Here is a 21163-nt window from a genome sequence, read left to right on the forward strand (position 1 = left end):
TCCGATTTCCCCGTTCAGTAACTGGAACCTTCCTGCTTCAGGTTGTTGAGAACGTGCCAGAATCGCCAGAGGGCGGTGAGGTTTGTTCCAACGGCCAAGATCACCAACACCACCATGAGGACGGCGTCTGGTGCGGATCGGCTGAAGGGCAGCTCCATGAGCCGGTTGAAAAAGGGGTTGGCCATGCCTCCGATCCCCAGCAGGATCACCCTTTCGCCGCGCTGCAGCAGTCCCACCAGGCACTTTTGCCCCAGCCCTTCCGCCCGGGCTCGCGTGTAGCTGACCATGAGGGATCCGAACAGGATGAGGAGAAGGACCAGGGTCAGGCCGTGCCCCAGGCTTCCCTGCCGGTAGAAGTAGAAGTAGATCCCCAGATAGATGACCAGTTCGGCGTAGCGGTCCAAGACCGAGTCCAGGAAGGCGCCGTATTTTTTCACTTGGCCCGTGGATCGGGCCAGGCTTCCATCCAGGGTATCCACCAGCCCGGAAAGCAGCGTGAAAACGCCGCCCCAGAAGGGCCGGAAGGCAAAGGCGACTCCAGCCGCCAGGCTGAGCGCGAGCCCGATCAGGGACACATGGTTCGGCCTGAGCTTGAGCTTGACCAGTATCGGGACCAGGTATCTTTCCAATAACCGGTAGTATTCCGTCTCAAGGATGGTGCCTTTGAGCATCAGCTTGTCCCCTCTCCTCGTCGGGTGTGGGAAAGCACTATACACCTTTGCGTTCCCTTTGAACACCCTTTGGGTTCATGGAGCTTCCTGGACAAGGGGAAGATGACCCAGGAAGAAACCGAGGGTAACCCTTTGTCCGCGTTTCAGTATGGGGCTCTTGGGTGGTATGAGGGCGTAGGCGTTTTTCTGTCTTCTTCGGGAAAAGTGACGTCCCTGGCGCTTGTCAAAGGGCTGAAACCATAAGGAATTGTCACGAAACGAGGCGGTACCGGTCACGGCCCTCCACAGGGGACTCTTGTTCTTTACGGGGGCAAGCAGCTGGGCGGAAAGCCTTGGCGGTGCCCCTTCGGAGCCTTGGGACCACTTTTGAAGGACGGGCACGATCAGCTCGTGGAAGACGATTTCCGCTGCCAGGGGACCTCCGGGAAGGGCGAAGTACAGGGTGGTGGAGGCGGCGGCACAGGCCGTGCCGTGGCCCGGCCGAAGGGCGATTTCCGTAAAGAGGGGGCGCAGCCCCAAACGGGCCCAGGCCCGCACCAGGAAGTCTTTGTCTCCTTGACCGGCGCCGCCCGTGGAGATCACCAGCTCGGCGTTCGCTTCCTGCAAGGCGTGTGCGATCCGGCCGGCATCATCCGCCACCCGACCCAGATGGATCGGTTGGGCTCCCGCCTGGCGCACCAGGGCGGCGATCAGGTATCGGCTGTCCGCGTAACGGGATTGGGCGCCCAGGGGCTCGCCCAGTTCGCAGAGTTCATCGCCTGTTCCAAGAACGGCCACGCGGCATCTTCTCACCACGGGCAGAACGGCGCATCCGAGCGCCACGGCCAACGAAAGGCGTGCGGGCGTGAGAAGGTCGCCGGCGTGCAAGGTCCTTTCCCCTGCCGCTATCTCTTCGCCCGGAACGGTCACCCATTGTCCCTTTGGGACGGGCCGCCCCACCACGATCCGGTCTCCGTCCAGGCGCACCTCTTCCTGGGGGACCACCGCGTCGGCTCCCGGGGGCAGGGGGGCTCCCGTGAGGATTCTCCGGCACGTGCCGGCAGAAAGGGGCGCTTCGGCCGGGTGGCCCGCGGCCGAGGGGGGGCCTGTGAGGATGAGGGAAAGGCCATCGGGGGATGCGGCGTCCCGGGTGTCCTCGCTACGAACGGCGTATCCGTCCATGAGGGACTGGGAAGCGCGGGGGAGAGCAAAGGGGGCCGCCAGGTCGCGGGCCAGAACGCGCCCCAGACAGGCCTCGGTGGGGAGCCATTCCACGGGGCCGGGCGGCAGAACCTCCCGTGCCCTCTCCACGGCTTCATGCAGGGTGACCAGGGGCATGGATCTTGCCCTTTCTTCGTTTCGGACATCCTTGATGTTGGTGATTCGGGGCGCCGTGTGGGCGCTCCGCCGCAACAGGGCCGTCACCGTCCGAAAAAGCGGGTATCCAAGCACGGCGGCTTGAAGGATCGGCGTACGAGCTCCCAGTCCACTTCACAGCTCGCGGCCGTCTTCATGGGCCAAGATGCGCCGGAGGTCTTCGGGGGTGTTCACGTTCCAAAAGCTCTTCCCCTCCGGGTCCAAGGGCCGCCACTGTTCTTCTTCCAACACCCGTAGGCGCACCTTGCCGTAGAAGCTGATGATCTGGCGCCTGTCCTCCCGAAGACATCGGGCCACATGGGGCAGACACCGGACGTGGTAGGCGGCCAGAAGGGGTTCGTAGTAGGGGCCCATGCGGGCAACGATCACGTCGGCCCTGGTCCGCGCGGCCTCCCGGACCAACTGCTCCCCCAGGGCCGGCTCCAGAAAAGGCATGTCCGTGGCCTTGACCAGGACCCACGGGTGGGGGGAAAAGTAGAGTGCGGTGTAGATGCCTCCCAGCGGGCCGCGGCGGGGGAGCACGTCGCGCACCAGCGCAGCGTCCACATCCAGGAGGGGCCCCAGGTCGTTGGCCACCACCAGAACCGGGTCGCACAGGGCGCAAAGCCCCTGGACGGCACGATCCACCAGCCGGTTTCCCTGGAAGATCTCCAAAGCTTTGTCCCGGCCGAAACGGCGGCTTTGGCCCCCTGCCAGAACGGCTCCCGTGATCACTCCTCCTCCCCCATGGTGATGGTCACGCGCACCTGGCGCGCCTTTTTCCATCCCCGAAGTTGTGAGAGCATTCCCACAACACCGCCCGCCACGAAATCCTGGACGAAGTCCTTCATGGGAAGTTTTTTGCCGTCCAGCTGGACCAGGACCCGAGGCCGTTTTCGGTCCCGCAGGTAGCGTTCCTCCAGAAACGACGCCACGTCGTTCACTTGATGGAAGCCAAAATGGGGAACCTGGAGGCCCGTGTCGGTGTCGGTCACCAGGGCGATCACATTGTCCTTATCGTTGCACAAAGGTGCATCGGCCAGGTCCGAGCGGAAGACTTCGATCTTTGGAAAATGGGAGCGCTTGTAGCCTTCGCCGAGCACGATATCCTCATCCCAGAAAAAGCGCGAGACCACCTCCTCCAGGGGCCACTCCGCGTCGATGGTGCGGATGGAGGCCACCCGCTGGGGTGAGGCGATGGCGATGGTGGCGGCTCCCGCCTGCGCATGGCGCCAGGTGTCCTTGCCTTCCCGGTCCATGGAGAAACCGTGGGCGTCGTGCTTGATGGTGCCCACCCGATAGCCCCGCCGCACCAGTTCGGGGAGAAGCCGTTCCAGAAAGGTGGTTTTTCCCACGTTGGATTTGCCCACAAAACAGACCACGGGGACCATGGACAACCTCCTGCTGGCTGTCCCCGCGCTCCATCGAGCACGGGGTTCAATAGGATAGATAAACGGTCTTCAGCTCCGTAAAGGCTTCCAGGCCGAACCGCGACTTTTCCCGGCCCAGTCCGCTTTGCTTCATGCCTCCGAACGGGGCTTCCGGCCGTGCCTGATGGATCTGGTTGATCCAGATGCTGCCGGCCCGAATCCGGTGGCTCAAACGCAGCGCCCGGGCCAGATCCCCGGAAAAGACATAGGCGGCCAGTCCAAAGGGCGAATCGTTGGCCCCTTCCACGGCCTCCTGCTCCTGGGCGAAGGGAAGCACCAGCAGCACGGGACCGAAGATCTCTTGGTGCAAGATATCCATCCCGGGATGCAGATCCGTGAGGACGGTCGGGGGGAAATAGAGTCCCGCGTCCTCCGGTAGCGGCGGACCACCCAGGACCACTCGGGCCCCCTGGTCCACGGCCTCTTGCACCTGCCGGTGGACCCGCTCCAAGATGTGGCGGTTGTTGAGAGGTCCCAGATCCGTTTCCGGTTCCCGAGGGTCGCCCACCTTCAAGGCCGCCGCGGCGGAAGTGAGCCGGGTCAGGAAGGGGTCCCAGATCTCTCGGGCCACATAGATGCGGGTGATCCGGTAGCAGTATTGTCCCGAGTTCTTGAAGGCCTGGGAAAGGACGGACGGCAGAAGGCCTTGCCAATCGGCGTCTCGGCATACGATGGCCGGGCAGTGGCCGCCCAGTTCCAAGAGGACGCGTTTCACATGGTCGGCAGCCAGTCTTTGGACCAGCTTTCCCACCTCCGTGCTTCCCGTGAAGGTGACCAAGGCCACCTGCGGGTGGCTCACCAGGGCCTTGCCCGTTTCAGGGCCCGGCCCAGTGACCACCTGGAAGACCCCGGAAGGGCATCCCACCTCCTCGGCCAGCCGGGCCATCTCCAAAGTAGCCAGCGGCGTGTGTTCATCCGGTTTGGCCACCACGGAGCACCCCACGGCCAGGGCGGGTGCCGCCTTGGTCACCAGAGTGCTGATGGGGTAGTTGAAGGGGGTGATGGCCGCCACCACGCCCACGGGTTCCCGCAAGACCAGGGTTTGGCTCCCCGGCTTTCCGGTGAGGGGCAGGTGGCCGGTGAGACGACGGGCCTCTTCGGCAAAATAGTGGATAAGATGGACCGCGTTGTCTACTTCCGCCCGGGCGGCTCGCAATGGCTTGCCCGTCTCGCGGCAGGTCAAAAGGGCCAGATGGTCCAGATGGCGGGAGATCGCCTCCGCCCATTTTCCCAAAAGCGCGGCTCGCTCCCCCACGGGGAGATCCGCCCAGGCGGGCTGGGATCGAAGGGCCTGGGACACGGCGTCGGCAACCACCCCTTCGTCACAGGCGGGCACGCGGGCGATGGGCTGTCCGGTGGCGGGATCGAGCACCGGCATCCATGGGCCGGTGCGAACTTCGCGGCCGCCGATCCGGCAGCCGATTTCCGGAATCTGTGATTCCACCCTGTTCAACGTTTTCCTCTCCCCGATGTCCAAAGGGTTGAAAGACCCAAGACTATGGCATAGGGCCATGGGGCTGTCAATGAAGGGAGCGGGCCGCTCCGGGCACCTGCATTCCCGCTCCCGGCCCCCGATTTTTTTTGGCCGGCGTTCGCCCACCGTCCCTCCTTTATCCTTCAGCCTTCCTTGAGGCCGGGCATCCGCCGGGTTATTCTAAAAAAGGACCCTCGTGGGCACCGTATTACCTTGAAGAGGGAGGGCGAGCCATGACATTCGATCGCATCAAGGAAGCCGTTCTGGAAATGAGCCCGGAAGACCAGAAACGTGTGATTCTCGAGCTGGTTCCGGAGATATGGCCGCAAGTTTGTGTTGACGATTCGTGCCTCGATCGCATGCGGGAATTGGTGGACGAGGCGGTCGTCCGGGAATACCGGGAGCAACACTTCAACAACGTTTGACGAGACCGCCGAGAGACACGGGCATCAACACGACGATCATTGCAACCGGAGACGCGGGGGGCCGTCACGGCGCAGAACGCCGTCCCCACGGCCATGCGTACCGCCGAGGCCGGGTGCCAGGTTCTTGGCGTCGAGCCGAGCCCATGACATGCGCGGCGGGAATGCATCCGTCCATTGGGTGCCGGTCCAGCCGGGTCCCCACCGCCTACGGTTGCCCCCCATCCTTCCATCACGCCTCCCAGGGCGCCATGGGCCGCGTTCTGGGTGTGTTGTGACGCACTTCCTTCAAACCCTTGTCATCGATCTTCCCATCGCCCTGATGCAGGCTTATGTGAATCCACAACGCCAGGCTCTTGCCATGGCTCGGCAAGGGTTTCTGGACACGCCCCCCTGCCGGGCCGACGTTGACGCCCCAACGGGGCTGTGATTATATGCTCGAGCGGAGGAGTCAAAAGGCGTGATACCTTATCCCCATATTGATCCAGACATCGTGGCCGTGGGTCCCTTTCGCATCCGCTGGTATGGGCTCATGTACGTGCTCGGATTCCTGGCGGCGTACGGCCTCGTTCCTCGCCAGATCAAGGCGCGACGGATCGGTTTGAGCCGGGAGGTGGTTCAGGATCTCATCTTGTACCTGGCCGTGGGCCTGGTGGTGGGTGCCCGGTTCGGCTACCTTCTCTTCTATCAGGTCCCCAACTGGGGCTTTTACCTGAAGCATCCCTTGGAAATCATCGCCACCTGGCACGGGGGAATGTCCTTCCACGGCGGGCTGGTGGGGGCTGTGCTGGCGGGCTGGATCTTTTGCCGCAGGCGGGACCTGCCGTTTTGGGCCACGGCTGACTGCGTCATCGTGGCGGCCCCCGTGGGACTGGGGCTGGGGCGCCTTGGCAACTTCATCAATGGTGAACTCTTCGGGCGCCCCGCGCAGGTCCCGTGGGCCATGGTCTTTCCCGACGGGGGGCCGGTTGCCCGGCACCCTTCCCAGCTTTACGAAGCATTCTTCGAAGGGCTGGTGCTCTTTACCATCCTTTGGGTCCTGTCCCGGAAGGACCGGCGGGATGGCTTGCTGGTGGTGGCCTTTCTCTTTTTTTACGGGCTGTTTCGATTCTTCCTGGAGTATTTCAGGGAGCCGGATCCGCAACTGGGCTTTGTGATGGGGCCCCTGACCATGGGGCAGCTTCTGTGTGTCGCCATGATGGCGGCGGCCGTGGCCCTGTACGGATATTTGTCCAGAAAGCGCCGGAAGACGTGAGGGGCCCAGGCCCGTTGCGGCAGCGGCGCACCGAGACGATGGAGCGTGGGATGATGAGTGGCGGAACCCCCAGGGTGGAAGATGGTTCGTCTGGGCAAGGCCAGGATCTGGTCCAGAATAAGATCACGGACACGCGGCGGGCCTTTCGGAAGCTGAAACGCGGGCAGCGCATCTTCATTGGATCCGCCTGTGGAGAGCCCCAGTATCTGGTGCGGGCCCTGGAAGAGCACCTGCCTCAATTGGCGGACCTGGAGATCCTCCACATTCTCAGCCTGGGCAAGCATTCCTACCTGGAAGAGAGTTACCACGACAAATGCCGCTTGAAGTCCTTCTTCGTGGCGGCCGCTTCCCGAAAGGCGGTGGCCGAAGGGCGGGCCGACTATACGCCGGTGAACCTGGCCGATGTGCCCCAGCTGTTTCGAAGCGGCGTGCTGCCCATCGACGTGGCGCTGATCCAGGTGTCGGAACCCGATCGACACGGGTTCTGTTCTCTGGGGATCTCGGTGGATACCGTCAAGGCGGCGGCGGAAAGCGCCCGGTACGTGATCGCCCAGATCAATTCCCAGATGCCCAGGACCCTTGGGGATTCCTTTATCCACGTGAGCGCTCTGGACGCCCTCATTCCCTGGGACGAGCCCCTGCTGGAAATGCCCTCACCGCCGATAGATGAGGTGGCTCAGGCCATCGGAGCCCAGGTGGCCAAGCTCATCGAAGACGGCTCCACCCTGCGCGTGGGCGTGGGTTCCGTGCCCAGCGCCGTGCTCCATGCCCTGGAAAGCAAAAAGGATCTGGGAGTTCACACGGACATGCTCACCGACCCCTATCTGGATCTGGTGGAAAAGGGGGTCATCACCAACGCCCGGAAGACATTGCATCCGGGAAAAATCGTGGCCAGCTTCTGCCTCGGGACCCGAAGGCTTTACGACTTTGTGAACAACAACCCCATGGTGGCCTTGCATCCCGTGGAGTACACCAACCATTACCTGGTCATCTCCCAGAACGCCAAGATGGTGACCCTCAACTCGGCCTTGGAGGTGGATCTGACCGGGCAGGTCTGTTCCGATTCCGTGGGCCATCAGATCTACAGTGGCGTGGGAGGATCGGTGGACTTCCTTCGGGGGGCCAGGAATTCCAAGGGAGGCAAGACCATCGTGGTGCTCCCTTCCACCACTGCCGACGGACACTCGCGGATCGTACCCGAATTGACCGAAGGCGGCGGAGTGGTCACCACCCGGGGCGGGGTGCAATACGTGGTGACCGAATACGGAATCGCCCAGCTCCAGGGGCGAAGCCTTCGGGAGAGGGCCCTGGCCTTGATCGGCATTGCCCATCCCGATTTTCGGGAAGAGCTCACCCGCCACGCCTACCGGACGAAGCTGCTGCGCCGGGAGTTGTTCGCCATCAGATCGGCCAAGGCGGTCTATCCGGAAGAACTGGAGGTCTCCCAGGTCTTCGACGATGAGACCCGTGTGTTCTTCCGGCCCGCCAAGCCCACCGATGAGCGGATCATACGCGAATTTTTCTATTCCCTGCCCAAGGACGAGTCCTACATCCGCTTTCTTTCCACCATGAAGGTCTATCCCCAGGTGGACGTGCACCGGCTGATCAATATCGACTATGAAAAGGAGATGACCCTGGTGGGATTGGTCGGGGACATGGACGTGGAACGGGTGGTGGCGGTGGGCCGCTATGTGGTGGACGAGGAGACCTTCATCGCGGAGGTGGATTTCGCGGTTCATCCCGACTACGGGCGCAAGGGCATCGCCTCCTTCATGATCCAATATCTTTCCGAAATCGCCAAAAAGAGCGGCGTGCAGCAGTTCCGGGCCTACATCAGCGCCGGAAACGAGCGGGTTTTCGGTGTGTTCCAAAAGCTGGGCTATTTCATGGAAAGTTCCTTCACGGACGGTCTCTATGAGATTCGAGTCCACTTCGGTCGAACGGCCGATGCCTGTCTGACGGAAAGATCTGAGTGATGGAAGAGGAGCCGGGACATCGAGAGCGGATATCCGGTGCGGATCTGGCCGGGCAGGTGGATGCGCTGCGGGCCCGCGTCGAAAGGCTGCACAAGGAGCTGGACCTGCTGAAAGCCTCCCACCGGCGATGGGTCCATCCGGTGGAAAGCGCCCTGTGGCAGCGCGGGCTTCCCCTCATCGCTCACGGCGATCATTCCCAAGTGTTCCTGCCCGCCAACGCGCCGGAAGAGCACGTGGAAACCTTCTATGCCCTGATGCGCCGTTATTCCTTCCGCCTCTTTTTGCGCGATCTGATCCATACGCCCCGGGCGGACGGGGTGGACCACCTGACCCGCTACTGTGCCCCGCGCACCGTTCGCCGCTACCTGAACATCCTGGCGGAATTGAACATGGTTCGGATCTCCCGCCGTGGGGCTTACGAGTTGTTGAGCCCGCGGGTGGCCAGTTTCGGGCCTACCCTGGAGTGGTATGTGTGGCAACTTTTTCAAAGGGAGTTCCTGGCTCCAGCCCTTTTCAACGTGCGGCTCAACCGGACCCGGCACGGCGGAGACTACGACGTGATCGCCCTGGTCAACCATCGTCTGGTCTATGTGGAAGTCAAATCGTCTCCGCCCCGGGGCGTGGAAATGCCTGCGGTGCGCTCCTTTCTGAACCGCCTGCAAGACCTGCAGCCCCACGTGGCCATCTTCCTGGTGGACACGGAACTGCGCATGAAAGATAAGATCGTTTCCCTCTTTGTGGAGGCCCTGGGTTCCAAGGGAGATCCGCAAGCCTCCTGGCCGGTTGAACGCCTGGTGCGGGAGCTTTTCCACATCCGTCATGGGATCTACCTTATCAACAGCCGCAAGGGAATCTACAGTAATATCCGCACGTGCTTGCGGGATTTTTTCCGGTGCCGCCTTCCGGCGGCCCTGGGCCGGGACAAATGATCTGGCATGGTGAGGACCTCAGACGGGACAGAGGAGAGAATCTCCGATGAAGCTTCGTGAAGGACTCTACGCGTACCCCTGGGAAAGCATGACGGAAAACAACTGCAACGCGTATCTGATCGACGGGCCGGTGCGCACCCTCATCGATCCGGGACACGCCCATCTTCTGCACCACCTGGAAGCCAAGATGGCTCAGGACGGCTTCACCTTCGAAGACGTGCAGCTGGCCGTGGCCACCCACCCCCATCCGGATCACTGCGAGGGGTTGCTCGCTCTTCAGAAACTGGGGGTCAAGACGACCATGCACGTGGATGCGGACGCCTTCATCCGCAGTTTCAGCGATCAGTGGCGGCAGATGACCGGCCAGGAGATGCCCGCGTTCCACATGGATTTCCATCTCAAGGAAGGCACCCTGGAGCTGGGTACGGAAAAGCTGAAGGTACTGGAAACGCCGGGCCACGCCCCGGGGTCCGTCTGTCTGCTCTGGGAAGGGCAGGGCGTCCTCTTTCCCGGCGATGTGGTCTTTGCCCAAAGCATTGGCCGCGTGGATCTTCCGGGCGGTGATGCGGCCCAGTTGATGGAAAGCCTGGAGCGGCTCATGGGCCTGGATGTGGACCTGCTCTGTCCCGGACATGGGCCCTGGATCGAGGGCAGGGGGGCTGTGAAGGAAAATTTCTATTTCATCCGGCAGGCTATCTTCGGGATGGGCCGCTGAACCATGCGCGGCCCGAGGTCCCGATGTTGGCGGAGCTTTCCGCGGGTCAAGGCGTGGTGCCGGCCAGCCAGGCCGCCTCGATGGCCTGGATCCGCCGGCGCAACGCTTGGCGTGCGGCCTCCCGGCGGGAAGCGTCATCGGCCGAGCCCAAGTGGATGGCGTCGCCCCGAATGCCCAGCTTTTCCAGTTCCGAAAGCAGGGCCTCATGGTGCCCGTTTTCCAGCTGTTCCGCCTCCGAACGGTACGCTTCCAAGGCTTGGTTCAGTTCGTCCAAAAGACCTCGTTCTTCATTCCGGATCACCGCTTCAAGGGCGGGTACAGCGGTCGAGACCGGTTCGTCTTCCATCAGCCGGCGCAGGATCTCCCGGATCAGCGCCTTACGGACCTCCTGGAAAAACGGCTCGGGCACTTGTTCCAGGGCCTCCCCCACCTGCTCCGGCTTCCAGATGCCTTCCAAAACCTTGTGCGCATAGCCGGGAACCTTTTCCATGTGCTCGGCCCGCTGGGCGCCCCGGCGCTCTTCGTCGCTCATGATCATGTGCCGGGTCTTTTCCATGACCAAGTCGATGGTGCTCTTGATTTCCGCCATGATCTTTCTTCTCCTGCCGATTGTGGGAAACGGAGAACTGAGCCTTCCAGGGCCAGAATATATCGCCTTGACAGCGGTGGGGCAATCCCCTAAAAGCAAAAGCTTATCGTAAATATTTCATAAGGATAACCGTTCGTCATGACGTCAGTCCCTTTCATTCAATGTTTTCACGTGGCCAAGAGCTATGTGGCCGGGGAGGAGGTTCTTCGGGACGCCAACCTGCAGGTGTTCAAGGGGGAATTTCTGTTTCTCATGGGCCCCAGCGGGGCGGGCAAAAGCACCTTTTTGAAGCTGCTTTTGGGGCTGGAAGCCCCCACTCGGGGACACATCCTGGTGGACGGGCGCAACATCCACCGGCTTTCCCGTAAGGAGATTCCCGCCTACCGGCGCAAGGTGGGCATGGTCTTTCAGGACTTCCGTCTTCTGAATCAGGACTCGGTCTTCCACAATGTGGCGCTGCCCCTGGTGGCGGCGGGCCGCTCCCGTCGATGGATCCGCAGCAAGGTCAAGAGCCTTTTGCAGTTTGTGGGCCTGGATGGAAAGACCCACGTGCCCTGTTGCCGGCTTTCGGGCGGGGAGCAGCAGCGGGTGGCCCTGGCTCGGGCGGTGGCCAATGATCCCTGGGTTCTGTTGGCCGATGAGCCCACGGGCAATCTGGATGCGTGCGCCTCCGCCGTGATCATGGAGCTCCTGAAGGCGGTCCATGCCCGGGGAACCACGGTGGTGGTGGCCACCCACGATGCCTCCCTTCTGGAACACCTTCCCGAAGCCCGCCGGGTGCACATCCAAGGGGGGATATTCTACGAGGAGGCGGAAGCGGCCGCCCCCAGGTTCCCATCCGCCATGGGAGGGCCCGTATGGGAATGAGCCATTGGAGATACTACATGGCGCGGGCTCTCGGCGGGTTCAGGAAGAATCCTCTGCCAGCCGCTGTGAGCGTGCTGGTGGTGGGGTTGTGTCTGTTTATGACCGGCCTCTGCTCCCTGGGATTCTGGGGGATCTACCGGATCGCGCCCCATCTTCTGGTTCCATCCAAGGCCGTTATCTATCTCAAAGAGGGCGTCTCGGTCCAGGAGGCCCGTGGGGTTCAAAAAACGGTCGCCGGCTGGCCTCTGGTGGCAGCATGCCATTACAAGAGCCCCCAAGAGGTGCTGGAGGAACTGCGGGATCGTTACGGGGGCTGGGAGGATCTGTTCCAAGGCCTGGGCGAAAACCCACTGCCGCCTGCCTTGGAAGTGCGCTTGCAGGTGCGCGAGGACATGGAAGGGGCCATGCGCGCCTTCGAAGACAAGGCCAAGGCGCTGGAGCCGGTCCAGGATGTGCTCACCGCGCGCAGCTGGTCCGGTGAAACCCTCCGGCGGATGCGGACCGTGCTGGGAATGGGGCTGGCCCTGCTGGTGGTCTGGATCGCCTGTTCCATTCTCATCGTCGCCAATACCGTGCGCCTGGCCTTTTATGGGCGCAGGGACGAGGTGGAAGTGCTGAGGGTGGTGGGGGCGTCGCCGTCCTTTATCAAGATGCCCTTTTACTTGGAAGGAATTTTGCAAGGTGTTCTCGGTGCCGCCTTGGCCGCTTCGCTCTTGTGGCTCACGGGGCGGATGGTCGGAGCGGTGTTGCCCCCGAGCCTGGCTGCCGGTATTTGGCCGCTTGGCGCTGGAGCGTGGCTCTGGGGGATACTGCCTCTGGCGGGGGCGGGGTTGAGTTGGCTGGGAGCCCGGTTGGCCCTTCGCCGCCTGGCTTCCTACTGAGGCACCGACGGATTTGAGGGGACTGGATGCGGTTAGTGTGGCGGGCGTGCCTCTGCCTTGGCTTGGCTTTAGGGCTGGTGGGCATGGGAACGGGGCTTCTTCCCGGCCCCAAGCCCTCGGCCCATGGGGCTCACTTGGCGGGAGTGGGCGCCGTGGCCACAAGCTCGGCGGCCTCATGGTTTTTCACCCTTGTCGGCGCCCCCGAAACCGCTTGGGCTGCAGAGGCCACCTCCGATCCCAAGGCCCTTCTGCGGGAGATCGACGCCCTGGAGGCCCGGCTGGAAAAGGTGGCCGACCGGGTGAAACACCTCACGCGCGAAAGAAACCGGCTGGGGCGCGAGCAGGCCCGGTTGCAACGGCGTCTGGCGGCCCAAAAGGATGCCTACGCGCGCACGAAACGTCGAGCCCTCCGAAGACTCCACGCCCTGGCGCAAGTGGATTGGCTGCGTCTTGTGGCGGCACAGGGCCTCCAAATGCGCGGGGACTACACCCTTTTTCACGGCGCCTATGCACTCAAGCGGCTTTTGCAGCAGGACGGGAGGCTTCTGGATCAATTGGCCTCGGAACGGGAATCCCTGGAGGCGACGCAACGCACCCTAGCCAAGAGTCGGGAGGCCACGGAGGAGGTTCTGGCGGAAATGGCTCGCCAGCGTGAGCATTTGGGAGAACTCAAGGAACAAAAGATCCTCGCTCTCATCCGCTTCCAAGATCGGCGGAAAGGGGCCCGAGGGCCCAAAGCAGGGGGAGAAAGTCGTCGCAAGAAGATGGGCCGGGTTCCCGTCCCGGGTCCCCCCTTTCAAGATCTCAAAGGACGGTTGCCCCTGCCCGTTTCCGGTCCCATCGAAAGGAAGACGGCAAAAAAACGTTCGCCTCTTTCGTCAATTCTCTATAATGACGGTGTGCTGGTTCGAGGAAATCCCGGGGAGGCCGTTCGGGCTGTCCATGACGGGGTGGTGGTTTTTGCGGACACGTTCCGCGGCTACGGTCGTATGATGATCATCGACCACGGCAACCATTACCTGAGCCTGATGGCCCGGCTGGGAGGTTTTCTCAAAAGGACGGGTGATCGGGTGCGCGCCGGGGAGCCCGTGGCCACCTTGGCGCAAGGGGCTGACAGTTCCGGATCAATACTGTATTTTGAACTGAGGCATAAAGGTCGCCCGGTGCGGGTCGAAGATTGGCTGGGGGCTGAAAAATCCAAGGACAGTTAAAGGAAAGGCCAATGCGAAAAAACAACCGCAAGATTATCATCTTCACCCTGAGTATCGTCTTTGTGTTGACCGGTTGGGTCTCCTTGCGGGCCGTGGCCGGCGGGTCCGAAAAGAGCATCTACGAACAGCTCAAGCTCTTCAGCGATGTGATGAACCTGGTCCAGGAACACTACGTGGAGGAGGTGGATACCCAGACCCTGATCTATGGGGCCATCAGCGGCATGCTGCACGAACTGGATCCCCACTCCTCCTTTCTCCGGCCGGAAGATTACAAAGAGCTGGAAATTGAGACCAAGGGCAAGTTCGGCGGGATCGGCATCGAAATCACCATCCGCAACGGGGTGCTGACGGTGGTGGCCCCCCTGGAAGACACTCCGGCGGATCGGGCGGGCATTCAGGCCAATGACCAGATCATCAAGATTGACGATACCCCCACCCAGGACATGAGCCTGATGGAAGCCGTTCACAAGATGCGGGGACGGAAGGGAACCAAGGTGCGGCTGACCATCTTGCGGGAGGGAGTCAGGAAGCCCCTGGAGTTCGAACTGGTGCGGGACATCATTTCCATTCGAAGCGTTCGCACTCGGCCTCTCGAAAAGGGCTACGGCTATGTGCGTATCTCCAGTTTCCAGAGCGGGACGGGGAGGGATCTTCGAAAGGCCCTCACAGAGCTGGAAAAAGAAGAAGGGCCGCTCCAGGGCCTTATTTTGGATCTGAGGAACAATCCCGGAGGACTGCTGGATCAGGCCGTGGCCGTGGCGGACGAGTTCATTGACCAGGGACTGATCGTCTACACCGGAGGGCGTCGAGAGAGCCAGCAGATGAAGTTCGAGGCCCATAAAGGGGCCACGTCCCATAGCTATCCCATCGTGGTCCTGGTCAACGGTGGCAGTGCCAGCGCGTCCGAAATCGTGGCGGGAGCCCTACAAGACCACAAGCGGGCCGTCATCGTGGGAGAACCCACCTTCGGGAAAGGCTCGGTGCAGACGGTCATCCCGTTGAAGGACGGCTCGGCGGTGCGCCTGACCACTTCGCTCTATTACACCCCCAGCGGTCGGTCCATTCAGGCCAAAGGCATCCAGCCGGACATCCTGGTCCCAAGAGACGTGCAGCCGGCCCCTCAGGACGACGAGAATGGAGAACGGATGCGTCGTATCCGGGAAAAGGATCTGCCCCGCCACATGGAGGTGCCGGGAGCTGAGACCAAGAAGAGGGAGAAGACCGACTCCGTCTCAGAGGAAACGCAACGGTGGCTGAAGGCGGACAACCAGGTGCGTCACGCCCTGGAGCTTCTCAAAAGCTACAAGATCATGGCTCAAATGAGCTTTTAGGAGGCTGTTTGAGAAGGCCCAGCTTGCTCTTCCTGTGTGGACGGAAGGTTTGGGACTGCCAGGCGGTCCTGTGCTGCCGGCTTGGCCTTTCAGCAGTAGGGGCGGGTTCTGAATCCGCTCCGACGAGCCTGTCCCAAAAGGGACCAGTTGGTTCGTTTTTGTGGAAAGCGGTCCATTTGTGACGGCCATGACAGCCTGCCCCGCCGGCCTGGGAGTGAACAAGCCATGCGTTCGTAGGGGCGATGAGCCGGATCTTTTGTTCTCTGGACAGTGCCCCAGGTCCTCAAAGGGGCGGGACCGGAAAACATGGCGAAAGCTGAGAAAAAAAGAGCCTCACGGGGCCGTGGCCCCGCGGGAGGGAGCAGGTCCCAGCGGAGCGGGAGCCGGGCGGCAAGGAGTGCGGGCAAGCGAGTTTCCAAAAACGCGCCGCAAAGCTCTCTTTTCCTCCCGCTCCTGGCCGTTTGGTTCATAGCCCTGGTGGTGTTGGCCAGTCTGCTCTATTGGGGACGCGGTCCCTATGGGGGGCTGTGGAAGGAAAGCCGACCGGCGAGACCAGCCGGGCAAGAGGTGACCGTCAAAGGGAATGGGACTCCCGTTGCGGTGCCGAAGGCGGAGCGAACGCTCACTAGCGCGCCGAAGCAAGGCGCTTCGACTCCGGCTCCAAAAACCGCCCCGGATGGCGCACAAAAGTTGGCCTCGATCGGCCCTGGGACGGTTCCCAAACCTTCGCCTCCTCCCCAAATCCCACCTCCCTCCAAGCCCCCGGTGGCTCAAGTGGCCCTGGTCATCGACGACTTCGGCCAGGACCTGACCGTGGCCAAGCGGTTTCTGAATCTCCCCATACCCATCACTTTTTCCATCCTTCCCGGCTTGAAGCATTCGCGGGAGATCGCCGAACTCGCCACCGTCCATGGGCATGAAGTGATCATTCACATGCCCATGGAGCCTGAAGGGTATCCCAAGGTAAATCCGGGTCCCATGGCGCTTTTGGTCTCCATGTCCCGCGACCGGATCGAGCAGCGCTTGAGCGATGCCATTCGCCAAAATCCGTACGCCCGCGGCATGAACAACCATATGGGTTCCCGCTTCACGTCGTCCGAAAAGCAGATGGAGTGGACCTTACGCTATCTGCAAAGCCGGGGATTCTATTTCATGGACAGCTATACCATCGCCCGCAGTGTGGGAGAACAGGTGGCGCGGCGTTTGGGCGTTCCCACCATCAAGCGGGATATCTTCCTGGATCATGAGCAGACGGAGTCCTTCGTACGAAAGCAGCTCAAGGAACTCATCAAGATGGCCAAGATCAAGGGACGTGCGGTGGCCATCGGCCATCCCCACCCGGTGACCTTGAAGGTGCTTGGCGAGGAATGGGCGACGCTGGAAAAGGAAGGGATCGAAGTGGTTCCGCTGTGCCGTTTGGTGACCGGCGGTTCCGGCTGCGGAACGGTCGGGCTGGGAAAGAAGGGAGGAACCCTTGACAACCGCTAAGAGCCTGGGGAAGTGGATCCTTGCGGGGTGCCTGGTGCTGCTGATGGGTGCGGGACTTCCGGCCGTGGGTGTGCAAACGGCGGGAGCAGCCCCAAAGGCCGCCAAGAAGGCGACCGAAGAGCCCCGACCGGTTATCCAGGTGGACCGGACCCATGTGGACTTGGGGGAGGTGGACGAAGGCAGGGCGCTGGTCCATGACTTCGTGGTGAAAAACGTGGGAAAGGCCCCCTTGCACATCGAGCGCGTTCGCCCCGGCTGAGGCTGCAGTGTGGCCCGTTTCGACCGGGTCATCCCGCCAGGCGGCGAGGGCAAGATCACCCTGAAGGTGAATGTGGCCGGCTACCAAGGCAAGATTGCCAAGGGCGCCACCGTCTATTGCGACGATCCTCAGACCCCCCGGCTCCGGCTCAGTGTCTCGGCAAGAGTGGTGCCGTATGTGACGGTGCGACCCACCGATTCCGTCTTTTTCCGGGGACCTGCCAAGACCTTGAAACCGGTCGTGGTGGAGCTGGAATCCCGAAAACGGCAGTGGCGTATCACCGGCATCGACAACGGCCTGCAGGGAAAGGTAGACGCGGCGGTCCAAACGGTGGAAGAGGGGCGTGCCTACCGGCTGGTGGTCACCAACGTGGCTGAACAGGGAGAGTATTCGGGCGTGATCATCTGCCGGACGGACCATCCCCAACGACCCCAGATCCCCATTCGCGTTCGGGGCATCATCGAAGGAGCGGTGGGGGTGCGTCCCACCAGCGTGGTGGTGGGACGGCTCAGGGCCGGCCTGCCGGTGCGTCCGGGCCGTCTGCTGGTGGTGAGCAATCTGAACAGTCCCTTTGCCATCACTGGGCTGGACTACGACCGAAGCCTTCTGGAGGTCGTCCAGAGCCCGCTTCCCGACCGTCCGGGCTACCGCCTGGAGTTGCGGCCCTTACTGGCGTCCGTGGACCGAGGAACGCAAAAACATACCACGCTCACCATCAAAACGGACGCCGAATCCGGGGACCATCACGTGGTGAACGTCTTCGTGGTGAACCGCTAGGAGCCTGGCGGAGAACGCCCAGGTTGCTCCTTTCTTATGCAGACGGGAGGTTGGGACTTCCAAGCGGGCTTGTGCTGGCGGCCTGGATAAGACCGGGCGCCCCTACGACCTGCCTGAGTCCGCTTGCCGGGGTTCATAGAGACACAAGGGTTCTTCGGCCATGTAGTTTCCGGTGGCCTCGAAGGCGCGCGCCCGGCACCCGCCGCACACCCGGACGTATTCGCACCGGCCGCATTTTCCTTCCAAAGCCTTGAAGTTTCGCAGCCGCAAAAAGACCGGTGAGGTTTCCCAGATCTCCCGGAAGGACTGCGTGCGAACGTTTCCCGCCTCCACTTCCAGGTATCCGCAGGGCTGGACCTGTCCCACGTGGGAAAGAAAGCAGAACCCCGTTCCCCCCAGACACCCCCGGGTCATGGCGTCCAGGCCGAAGGTGGCCATGTCCACCTTCTTGCCCTCCTTTCGGGCCCTCTGGCGCAGGATGCGGTAGTAGTGCGGGGCGCAAGTGGCCTTGAGCTGCAAGGGAACCCGGTCCCTTTGTTCGTAGAACCAGTGCAGGGTTTCTTCGTATTGCACGGCGTTGATGGCCTGCTCTTCCAGGTTCTTGCCTCGGCCGGTGGGGACGAGCAGGAAGATGTGGTGGGCCACGGCCCCCAGATCCACCGCCAGCTTCTGGATGGCCTCCAGTTCATGAAGATTGTGGGCGGTGATGGTCGTGTTGATCTGGAAGGGCAGACCGACCTCCCGGGCGTTTCGGATTCCCCGCAAAGCGCCTTCGAAAGCGCCGGGCACGCGGCGGAAGGCGTCGTGGCTTTCCGCCGTGGCCCCGTCCAGGCTGATACTGATCCTTTGGATGCCGGACTCCACCATCTTTCGGACGGCCTTCTGGGTGACCAGCGTCCCGTTGGGTGCCATGGTCATACGAAGACCCAGCTCGTTGCCGTAGGCGGCCAGCTCGAAGATGTCCGGCCGCATCAGGGGTTCTCCGCCCGTCAGGATGATGATGGGCTTGGCGAAGGAGGCGATCTCGTCCAACACGCGCCGGCATTCCTGGGAGCTCAGCTCATTGTCGTAAGGCTTGTCCAACGCGGCGGCCCGGCAATGGATGCACGAAAGATTGCACGTGCGGGTCACCTCCCAGGCCACCAGTCGAAGGGAGGACGCCCCTTCGGAGCCTGGGGAGCTGTTCTTTGCCGAACCGTTGGGATGGGCCGGGGGCCGGTGTTCTTGGCGATCCATGGGACTTCCTCAGGCGGCGCCCAGGATGCGGGCGGCATCCTTGGCGAAGTAGGTGATGATACAATCAGCGCCGGCGCGGTGGATGGCCGTGAGGGTTTCCATCATGACCCGCTCTTCGTCCAACCAGCCGTGGATCGCCGCCGCTTTGATCATGGAATATTCCCCGCTCACATTGTAGGCGGCCACCGGATAATCATATTCTTCCTTCACCCGGCGGATGATGTCCAGGTAGGCCAAGGCGGGCTTGACCATCACCATGTCCGCCCCTTCTTCGATGTCCAGATTCACTTCCCGGAGGGCCTCCAGGGCATTGGCCGGATCCATCTGATAGGCGCGGCGGTCTCCAAATTGGGGAGCCGAGTCGGCCGCGTCCCGGAAGGGGCCATAGAAGGAGGAACAATACTTGGCCGAATAGGCCATGATGGCCACCCGGTCGAAGCCGTTTTCGTCCAGTGCCTGGCGGATGGCCCCCACGCGCCCGTCCATCATGTCCGACGGGGCCACCACGTCGGCCCCCGCTTCGGCGTGGGAGAGAGCAATCCGGGCCAGCACCTCCAGGGTGGCGTCGTTGTGGACCTCCTGGCCGTCCAGGATGCCGCAGTGGCCGTGGCTGGTGTATTCGCACAGGCACACGTCGGTGATGACCACCAGCTGGGGAAAGCGGTCCTTGAGGGCCCGGATGGTACTTTGCACCGCCGCGTCTGGGGCGTGGGCTTCCGATCCCTTCTCGTCCTTGACCTCGGGAAGGCCGAACAGGATGACGGCGGGAATCTGGAGGCGCTGCAGTTCCTCCGCTTCCTGGACGGCCGTGTCCGGCGACAGATGGAAGACGCCCGGCATGGAAGGGATGGGATTTCGGATTCCTTTTCCTTTCCGGACGAAGAGGGGATAGATGAACATGTCCGGAGACAGGCGCGTTTCCCGGATCATGCGCCGCAGATTTTCCGTTCGCCGAAGCCGGCGCGGCCGGTAGTCTGGAAACCACATGGGGTTGCTCCTCCCTGGCTAGGATCGTAGCGGTTTGGGGGACAGTCGCTGGCCGTGATCCGTAACCGTGGCCCGGATCACGGCAAAGGGCGAACTTCGAACCCGCCCATCACAGCTGGTGTCCATGCCCCTTTCAGGCAATGCCGATTTCCGAATCGGTCAGATAGCAGGCCGGGTCCGGTGCCCACAGGTCCCCCGTGGCGGCTTCCGCCCGCACACGAAAGTTTCCGGCGCAGATCGGGAGCCAGCGGCACCGGGAACAACGTCCCTTCACGTGGGGCTTTTTGTCCTTCAGTTTGGCCATGAGGGGATTGGAAAGATCCGACCAGATCTCACTGAAGGGCCGTTCCCGCACGTTGCCGAAGCTGTAGTGGCGCCAGAACTGGTCGGCATGAACCCGGCCATCCCAGCTCACACACCCGATGCCACGGCCGGAGCTGTTGCCCTCGTTCATTTCAAGCAGCTTCAGCACGTCCTGGGCCCGGGGCGAGCCTTCCCGCAGCAGACGAAGGTAGACGTAAGGGCCGTCGGCGTGGTTGTCCACGGTGAGCACTTCCTTGGGCTTGCCGCGCCGGTGCAGGTCTGCGGTACGGTCGATGATCAGGTCCACGGCCCGGCGGGTCTCCTCGTGGGAAAGGTCTTCGTCCATGAGGGCTGAGCCGCGGCCGGCATAGACCAGGTGATAAAAGCACACCCTGGGGATGTCCCGTTCTTCCAGTAGGTCGAAGATGGCGGGAATCTCTGAGGCGTTTCTCCGGTTCATGGTGAAGCGCAATCCCACCTTGATGCCCGCCTGTTGGCACGCGGCGATGCCCTCCAGGGCCTTCTGGAAAGCTCCCTTCACGCCCCGGAACCGGTCATTGACTTCCTCCATGCCGTCCAGGCTGATGCCCACATAGGACAGGCCCACCCGCTTGAGTTCATCGGCCACCTGGGGGGTGATGAGGGTTCCGTTGGTGGAAATCACCGCCCGCATGCCCTTTTGTACGGCATAGTCGGCCAATTCCACCAGATCGGGCCGCATCAAGGGTTCTCCCCCGGAAAAGAGCACCACCGGGCAACCGAAGGAGGCCAGATCGTCCAGGAGCGCCTTTCCTTCCGCCGTGGTGAGTTCGTCCGGAAAATCGCGATTCTTGGCCTGGGCGTAGCAATGGACGCACTTGAGATTGCACCGCCGGGTCATGTTCCAGACCACCACGGGCTTCTTGTCTTCGGAAAACTGCAGGAGATGGGACGGCAGATCGCCGCTCTTACGACCGTAACGGAGGGCGTCGGAAGGTTCCACCGTGGCGCAATAGAGTTTGGAGATGCCGATCATGAACGGGTGTCC

General features: G+C 62.3%; 21 protein-coding genes. 12 read left to right on the forward strand and 9 right to left on the reverse strand.

Annotation, left to right across the window (positions count from 1 at the left end; translation table 11 throughout):
- Positions 1 to 14 precede the first annotated feature (14 nt).
- The 5 genes from B9A12_RS10425 to B9A12_RS10445 form a co-directional block, all read right to left on the reverse strand.
- A complete protein-coding gene (locus tag B9A12_RS10425; RefSeq protein WP_084057840.1) occupies positions 15 to 671 on the reverse strand; it encodes a CDP-alcohol phosphatidyltransferase family protein in 657 nt (218 codons plus the stop codon).
- Between the two features lie 75 nt (positions 672 to 746).
- On the reverse strand, positions 747 to 1988 hold the full coding sequence (locus B9A12_RS10430) for a molybdopterin molybdotransferase MoeA (RefSeq protein ID WP_139796590.1): 1242 nt from the start codon (positions 1986 to 1988) through the stop codon (positions 747 to 749).
- A gap of 153 nt (positions 1989 to 2141) precedes the next feature.
- Positions 2142 to 2741 carry a molybdenum cofactor guanylyltransferase gene (gene mobA / locus B9A12_RS10435; protein WP_170920532.1) on the reverse strand — a complete coding sequence of 200 codons (600 nt, stop codon included), beginning with the start codon at positions 2739 to 2741 and terminating at the stop codon, positions 2142 to 2144.
- Positions 2738 to 3397 (reverse strand): molybdopterin-guanine dinucleotide biosynthesis protein B, encoded by a 660-nt coding sequence (gene mobB / locus B9A12_RS10440; RefSeq protein ID WP_084057843.1) that lies wholly within the window; start codon positions 3395 to 3397, stop codon positions 2738 to 2740. Before mobB ends, mobA begins: the two co-directional genes overlap by 4 nt.
- A gap of 46 nt (positions 3398 to 3443) precedes the next feature.
- The gene (locus B9A12_RS10445; protein ID WP_170920533.1) at positions 3444 to 4880 is read right to left on the reverse strand and encodes an aldehyde dehydrogenase family protein; all 1437 of its coding nucleotides are present in this window, start codon (positions 4878 to 4880) and stop codon (positions 3444 to 3446) included.
- Between the two features lie 263 nt (positions 4881 to 5143).
- Here B9A12_RS10445 and B9A12_RS10450 point away from each other — a divergent pair, with 263 nt between their 5' ends.
- The 5 genes from B9A12_RS10450 to B9A12_RS10470 all read left to right on the forward strand — a co-directional run bounded on the left by B9A12_RS10450 (position 5144) and on the right by B9A12_RS10470 (position 10207).
- Complete coding sequence (locus B9A12_RS10450; RefSeq protein WP_084057845.1) at positions 5144 to 5335, forward strand: hypothetical protein; 192 nt, start codon at positions 5144 to 5146, stop codon at positions 5333 to 5335.
- A gap of 457 nt (positions 5336 to 5792) precedes the next feature.
- The gene (gene lgt / locus B9A12_RS10455) at positions 5793 to 6587 is read left to right on the forward strand and encodes a prolipoprotein diacylglyceryl transferase (protein WP_084057846.1); all 795 of its coding nucleotides are present in this window, start codon (positions 5793 to 5795) and stop codon (positions 6585 to 6587) included.
- Between the two features lie 50 nt (positions 6588 to 6637).
- Positions 6638 to 8563, forward strand: a complete 1926-nt coding sequence (locus tag B9A12_RS10460; protein ID WP_245802417.1) for a bifunctional acetyl-CoA hydrolase/transferase family protein/GNAT family N-acetyltransferase — start codon at positions 6638 to 6640, stop codon at positions 8561 to 8563.
- Entirely contained in the window at positions 8560 to 9492 is a 933-nt protein-coding gene (locus B9A12_RS10465) for a hypothetical protein (protein ID WP_139796591.1), read from the forward strand. The genes B9A12_RS10460 and B9A12_RS10465 overlap by 4 nt, the downstream gene beginning before the upstream one ends.
- Positions 9493 to 9538: 46 nt before the next feature.
- Positions 9539 to 10207, forward strand: coding sequence for an MBL fold metallo-hydrolase (locus B9A12_RS10470; protein WP_084057848.1), 669 nt, complete (start codon positions 9539 to 9541; stop codon positions 10205 to 10207).
- A gap of 46 nt (positions 10208 to 10253) precedes the next feature.
- Here B9A12_RS10470 and B9A12_RS10475 read toward each other — a convergent pair whose 3' ends face one another.
- Entirely contained in the window at positions 10254 to 10796 is a 543-nt protein-coding gene (locus B9A12_RS10475) for a hypothetical protein (protein ID WP_084057849.1), read from the reverse strand.
- Positions 10797 to 10934: 138 nt separating this feature from the next.
- Between B9A12_RS10475 and B9A12_RS10480 the strand changes: the two genes are divergently transcribed.
- The 7 genes from B9A12_RS10480 (at position 10935) to B9A12_RS10510 (ending at position 17610) form a co-directional block, all read left to right on the forward strand.
- Entirely contained in the window at positions 10935 to 11663 is a 729-nt protein-coding gene (locus B9A12_RS10480; protein ID WP_084057850.1) for a cell division ATP-binding protein FtsE, read from the forward strand.
- Complete coding sequence (locus B9A12_RS10485) at positions 11660 to 12544, forward strand: cell division protein FtsX (protein ID WP_170920534.1); 885 nt, start codon at positions 11660 to 11662, stop codon at positions 12542 to 12544. Before B9A12_RS10480 ends, B9A12_RS10485 begins: the two co-directional genes overlap by 4 nt.
- A gap of 26 nt (positions 12545 to 12570) precedes the next feature.
- Positions 12571 to 13755 carry a murein hydrolase activator EnvC family protein gene (locus B9A12_RS10490; RefSeq protein ID WP_139796592.1) on the forward strand — a complete coding sequence of 395 codons (1185 nt, stop codon included), beginning with the start codon at positions 12571 to 12573 and terminating at the stop codon, positions 13753 to 13755.
- An 11-nt stretch (positions 13756 to 13766) separates the two neighbouring features.
- Complete coding sequence (locus tag B9A12_RS10495; RefSeq protein ID WP_084057853.1) at positions 13767 to 15086, forward strand: S41 family peptidase; 1320 nt, start codon at positions 13767 to 13769, stop codon at positions 15084 to 15086.
- Between the two features lie 774 nt (positions 15087 to 15860).
- Complete coding sequence (locus B9A12_RS17005) at positions 15861 to 16574, forward strand: divergent polysaccharide deacetylase family protein (protein WP_170920535.1); 714 nt, start codon at positions 15861 to 15863, stop codon at positions 16572 to 16574.
- Positions 16561 to 16833: a DUF1573 domain-containing protein gene (locus B9A12_RS10505; RefSeq protein WP_084057855.1), complete on the forward strand. Its 273-nt coding sequence runs from the start codon at positions 16561 to 16563 to the stop codon at positions 16831 to 16833. Before B9A12_RS17005 ends, B9A12_RS10505 begins: the two co-directional genes overlap by 14 nt.
- 9 nt (positions 16834 to 16842) lie before the next feature.
- Positions 16843 to 17610, forward strand: coding sequence for a hypothetical protein (locus tag B9A12_RS10510; RefSeq protein WP_084057856.1), 768 nt, complete (start codon positions 16843 to 16845; stop codon positions 17608 to 17610).
- Positions 17611 to 17712: 102 nt separating this feature from the next.
- On the opposite strand, the gene ahbD is transcribed toward B9A12_RS10510, so the two are convergent.
- From ahbD to ahbC, 3 genes are all read right to left on the reverse strand, one after another.
- Positions 17713 to 18846 (reverse strand): heme b synthase, encoded by a 1134-nt coding sequence (ahbD, locus tag B9A12_RS10515; protein WP_084057857.1) that lies wholly within the window; start codon positions 18844 to 18846, stop codon positions 17713 to 17715.
- 9 nt (positions 18847 to 18855) lie between these two features.
- Positions 18856 to 19833 (reverse strand): porphobilinogen synthase, encoded by a 978-nt coding sequence (hemB, locus tag B9A12_RS10520; protein WP_084057858.1) that lies wholly within the window; start codon positions 19831 to 19833, stop codon positions 18856 to 18858.
- A gap of 133 nt (positions 19834 to 19966) precedes the next feature.
- Positions 19967 to 21151 (reverse strand): 12,18-didecarboxysiroheme deacetylase, encoded by a 1185-nt coding sequence (ahbC, locus tag B9A12_RS10525; protein WP_084057859.1) that lies wholly within the window; start codon positions 21149 to 21151, stop codon positions 19967 to 19969.
- Between the last annotated feature and the right edge of the window lie 12 nt (positions 21152 to 21163).

Source organism: Desulfacinum hydrothermale DSM 13146 (assembly GCF_900176285.1).
GTDB classification, from domain to species: domain Bacteria; phylum Desulfobacterota; class Syntrophobacteria; order Syntrophobacterales; family DSM-9756; genus Desulfacinum; species Desulfacinum hydrothermale.

Excerpts from the sequence above, each read along its gene's own strand:
- B9A12_RS10480 (WP_084057850.1), top strand. The coding sequence starts at position 10,935 with ATGACGTCAGTCCCTTTCATTCAATGTTTTCACGTGGCCAAGAGCTAT.
- B9A12_RS10470 (WP_084057848.1), top strand. The coding sequence starts at position 9,539 with ATGAAGCTTCGTGAAGGACTCTACGCGTACCCCTGGGAAAGCATGACG.
- B9A12_RS10430 (WP_139796590.1), bottom strand. The coding sequence starts at position 1,988 with ATGCCCCTGGTCACCCTGCATGAAGCCGTGGAGAGGGCACGGGAGGTT.
- B9A12_RS10460 (WP_245802417.1), top strand. The coding sequence starts at position 6,638 with ATGATGAGTGGCGGAACCCCCAGGGTGGAAGATGGTTCGTCTGGGCAA.
- B9A12_RS10450 (WP_084057845.1), top strand. The coding sequence starts at position 5,144 with ATGACATTCGATCGCATCAAGGAAGCCGTTCTGGAAATGAGCCCGGAA.
- B9A12_RS10490 (WP_139796592.1), top strand. The coding sequence starts at position 12,571 with ATGCGGTTAGTGTGGCGGGCGTGCCTCTGCCTTGGCTTGGCTTTAGGG.
- B9A12_RS10475 (WP_084057849.1), bottom strand. The coding sequence starts at position 10,796 with ATGGCGGAAATCAAGAGCACCATCGACTTGGTCATGGAAAAGACCCGG.
- mobB (WP_084057843.1), bottom strand. The coding sequence starts at position 3,397 with ATGGTCCCCGTGGTCTGTTTTGTGGGCAAATCCAACGTGGGAAAAACC.
- B9A12_RS10485 (WP_170920534.1), top strand. The coding sequence starts at position 11,660 with ATGAGCCATTGGAGATACTACATGGCGCGGGCTCTCGGCGGGTTCAGG.
- B9A12_RS10495 (WP_084057853.1), top strand. The coding sequence starts at position 13,767 with ATGCGAAAAAACAACCGCAAGATTATCATCTTCACCCTGAGTATCGTC.
- ahbC (WP_084057859.1), bottom strand. The coding sequence starts at position 21,151 with ATGATCGGCATCTCCAAACTCTATTGCGCCACGGTGGAACCTTCCGAC.
- hemB (WP_084057858.1), bottom strand. The coding sequence starts at position 19,833 with ATGTGGTTTCCAGACTACCGGCCGCGCCGGCTTCGGCGAACGGAAAAT.
- ahbD (WP_084057857.1), bottom strand. The coding sequence starts at position 18,846 with ATGGATCGCCAAGAACACCGGCCCCCGGCCCATCCCAACGGTTCGGCA.
- B9A12_RS10425 (WP_084057840.1), bottom strand. The coding sequence starts at position 671 with ATGCTCAAAGGCACCATCCTTGAGACGGAATACTACCGGTTATTGGAA.